Annotated in this window: 3 protein-coding genes; all 3 read left to right on the top strand. The window is 63.4% G+C overall.

Annotated features, from left to right (window positions below):
* The first annotated feature begins 265 nt into the window (after positions 1–265).
* Positions 266–1,570 (top strand): NADH-quinone oxidoreductase subunit NuoF, encoded by a 1,305-nt coding sequence (gene nuoF / locus MOV63_RS32105; RefSeq protein ID WP_247039792.1) that lies wholly within the window; start codon positions 266–268, stop codon positions 1,568–1,570.
* Positions 1,571–1,574: 4 nt separating this feature from the next.
* Positions 1,575–2,276, top strand: a complete 702-nt coding sequence (locus MOV63_RS32100) for a 5' DNA nuclease (protein WP_247039791.1) — start codon at positions 1,575–1,577, stop codon at positions 2,274–2,276.
* A 70-nt stretch (positions 2,277–2,346) separates the two neighbouring features.
* On the top strand, positions 2,347–3,820 hold a 1,474-nt coding region (nuoG, locus tag MOV63_RS32095), incomplete at its 3' end, for an NADH-quinone oxidoreductase subunit NuoG (protein WP_247039790.1).

Here is a 3,820-nt window from a genome sequence, read left to right as displayed (position 1 = left end):
CAGCGAATGCCAAGGCCGCGGAGAAGCAGCCGCCCTCGGCGACCGCGAAGAGCAAACCGGCTCCGAAGACGCCCGGCAGTGCCGCGGAAGGCGCGCCGCCGGAACCGGGTGCAGTCTCCGGCGACTTGAAGCCGAAGCGCACACGGCGCAAGACCACGACTGAAGGTGAGTCGTGACATTTGAGAATTTGTGTGCGGCCTTTGAAAAAGGCTGCAATATATCGACTGGCAACCGGCTTAATCGCGACGGACTTGTGGAATAGATCATGTTGAAAGATCAGGATCGCATCTTTACCAATATCTACGGCCTCAAGGACAAGTCCCTGAAGGGCGCGATGAGCCGCGGCCATTGGGATGGCACCAAGGAGATCATCGAGAAGGGCCGGGACTGGATCATCAACGAGATGAAGGCTTCGGGCCTTCGCGGCCGCGGCGGCGCAGGCTTCCCGACCGGCCTCAAGTGGTCCTTCATGCCGAAGGAATCGGATGGCCGTCCGCATTACCTCGTGGTCAATGCCGACGAATCCGAGCCCGGCACCTGCAAGGACCGCGAAATCATGCGCCACGATCCGCATACGCTGATCGAAGGCTGCGTCATCGCTGGTTTCGCCATGGGCGCCAACACGGCCTATATCTATGTGCGCGGCGAATACATGCGCGAGCGCGAAGCGCTGCAGGCGGCGATCGACGAGTGTTATGATTTCGGCCTGCTCGGCGGCAACAACAAGCTCGGCTGGGATTTCGACATCTACGTCCACCACGGCGCCGGCGCCTATATCTGCGGCGAAGAGACCGCGCTGCTCGAAAGCCTCGAAGGCAAGAAGGGCCAGCCGCGCCTTAAACCTCCGTTCCCGGCCAACATGGGCCTCTACGGCTGCCCGACGACGGTCAACAACGTCGAATCGATCGCGGTTGCCCCGACCATCCTGCGCCGCGGCGCCGGCTGGTTCTCGTCCATGGGCCGTCCTAACAATGTCGGCACCAAGCTGTTCATGCTCTCCGGCCACGTCAACAAGCCGTGCACCGTCGAAGAAGTAATGGGCATCACCTTCCGCGAGCTGGTCGACAAGCATGCCGGCGGCATCCGCGGCGGCTGGGACAATCTGCTGGCGGTCATTCCGGGCGGCGCGTCCTGCCCGATCGTGCCGGCCAAGGACATCATGGATTGCCAGATGGATTTCGACGGCCTGCGTGCCGTCGGCTCCTCCTTCGGCACCGCTGGCGCCATCGTCATGGACAAGTCCACCGACGTCATCAAGGCGATCGCCCGCATCTCGGCCTTCTTCAAGCACGAGAGCTGCGGCCAGTGCACGCCGTGCCGCGAAGGCACCGGCTGGATGTGGCGGGTGCTGGAGCGCATGGTCAGGGGCAATGCCCAGAAGCGCGAAATCGACATGCTGTTCCAGGTGACCAAGCAGATCGAAGGTCACACCATCTGCGCGCTCGGCGATGCGGCGGCCTGGCCTGTCCAGGGCTTGATCCGGCATTTCCGTCCGGAGATCGAAGCACGTATCGACCAGTATACCCGAAACGCGACGGCGCATGGCGCCGTCCTGGAAGCTGCGGAGTAGTCACGTGACGAAGTCGGGCAAAGAGCATGAACGGGAGGCGGCGGATCGTCCGGCGCTCGATCCAGCACGCATGCCCGATTTTTCCGAGGCGATGAAGCTCAATCCGCTAATGGCGAACATGGCTGCCGCAACCGCGATCGGTTTCGGCATTGCCACGCAGATGGCCGGGGTGTTCTTCGGCGCGTTGCAGGGCGCGATGGAAGCAGGTAGCCGCCAGAAGGCCGCCGATCCAAATCCGGCTGAGGCCTCTCCGATTGCGGAAACGCCAGCGCCTGCGGAAACGCCGGCGGTTGCAGAACCGGTCGTCGCAGCAGCGACGGCGAAGCCGGTCGCCGTCAAGCCGAAGGCGCCCCGCAAGGCAGCTGCTCCGGTTCTCAAGGCGGCACCCGTTGCCGAACCGGTCGCCAAGGCTGCGCCGGCAAAGGCTGCGCCCAAGGCCGCTCCTAAGGTTTCGGCCAGGCAGCCGGCACCGGTAAAGCCGGCGAAGGCGAAGACGGCCAAGGCACCTGCGGGCGGCGACCTGAAGCAGATTTCGGGCATCGGTCCGAAGCTGGCGGAAGTGCTGAACGGCCTGGGCGTGACGAGCCTTGCGCAGGTCGCGGCCTGGAACGAGGCCGATATCGCCCGTTTCGACAAGGAATTGGGTTTCGAGGGACGCATCAGCCGCGACGACTGGGTCGGCCAGGCGAAAGCTCTGTTGAAATAAAAGAATATGTCCCCGAGTCGCCTGACCCCCAGGAGACCCAAAGGATGGAACTAAGGACGTAAGTGAGACGATGGTTAAGCTGAAGGTTGACGGCAAAGAGGTCGAAGTTCCGGATCATTTCACGCTGCTTCAGGCATGCGAGGAAGCCGGCGCCGAGGTCCCGCGCTTTTGTTTCCACGAACGTCTTTCGGTCGCCGGCAATTGCCGCATGTGCTTGATCGAAGTGAAGGGCGGACCGCCGAAGCCGGCAGCCTCCTGCGCCATGGGCGTGCGCGATGTCCGCGGCGGCCCGAACGGCGAGCTGCCGGAAATCTTCACCAATACGCCGATGGTCAAGAAGGCCCGCGAAGGCGTGATGGAATTCCTGCTGATCAACCATCCGCTGGATTGCCCGATTTGCGACCAGGGCGGTGAATGCGATCTGCAGGACCAGGCGATGGCCTTCGGCATCGACAGCTCCCGTTACACGGAAAACAAGCGCGCCGTCGAAGACAAGTATATCGGCCCGCTGGTCAAGACCGTGATGAACCGCTGCATCCACTGCACGCGCTGCGTCCGCTTCACCACCGAAGTCGGCGGCATTTCCGAACTCGGCCTGATCGGCCGCGGCGAGGATGCCGAGATCACCACCTATCTCGAAAGCGCCATGACGTCGGAACTGCAGGGCAATGTCATCGACCTTTGCCCGGTCGGTGCGCTGACCTCGCGTCCTTTCGCCTTTACCGCCCGTCCGTGGGAGCTCAACAAGACCGAATCGATCGACGTCATGGACGCCGTCGGCTCGGCGATCCGCGTCGATACCCGCGGCCGCGAAGTGATGCGCATCATGCCGCGCGTCAACGAGCAGGTGAACGAGGAGTGGATCTCCGACAAGACCCGCTTCATCTGGGACGGACTGAAGACCCAGCGCCTTGACCGCCCCTACGTCCGCAAGGACGGCCGCCTTCAGGCTGCATCCTGGGGCGACGCCTTCGGCGCCATCAAGGCTGCGGTTTCCGCAACGTCCGCTGCAAAGATCGGCGCGATCGCCGGCGATCTGGCTTCGGTCGAAGAAATGTATGCCCTGAAGGAGCTGATCCGGTCGCTCGGATCGGAAAACCTCGACTGTCGCCAGGACGGGACGGCGCTTGATCCGTCGCTCGGCCGCGCAAGCTATATCTTCAACCCGACCATCGAAGGCATCGAACAGGCGGGCGCACTGCTCCTGATCGGAGCCAATCCGCGTCTCGAGGCAGCCGTCCTCAACGCTCGCATCCGCAAGCGCTTCCGCCGCGGCAACTTCCCGATCGGCGTGATCGGCGAAGTCAGCGAACTGCGTTACGTCTACGACTATCTCGGTGCAGGCGCCGAAACGCTCTCCGACCTCGCTTCCGGCGCAAACAGCTTCGCCGATAAGCTGCGGGCTGCAAAGAATCCGATGATCATCATAGGGCAGGGGGCTCTCTCCCGTCCGGATGGCGCGGCGATTCTGGCCGCGGCCGCCCAGCTTGCCGGCTCGGTCGGCGCGCTGACCGACGAGTGGAACGGCTTTGCCGTGCTTCACA

It is taken from the genome of Neorhizobium sp. SHOUNA12A, assembly GCF_023006505.1.
Classification (GTDB): domain Bacteria; phylum Pseudomonadota; class Alphaproteobacteria; order Rhizobiales; family Rhizobiaceae; genus Neorhizobium.
Note: the sequence above shows the minus strand (reverse complement) of the source record. Positions and strands in the feature narration are given on the sequence as shown.

What these genes read in the sequence shown, in the direction of transcription:
- nuoF (WP_247039792.1), top strand. Translation starts at nt 266, where the DNA reads ATGTTGAAAGATCAGGATCGCATCTTTACCAATATCTACGGCCTCAAG.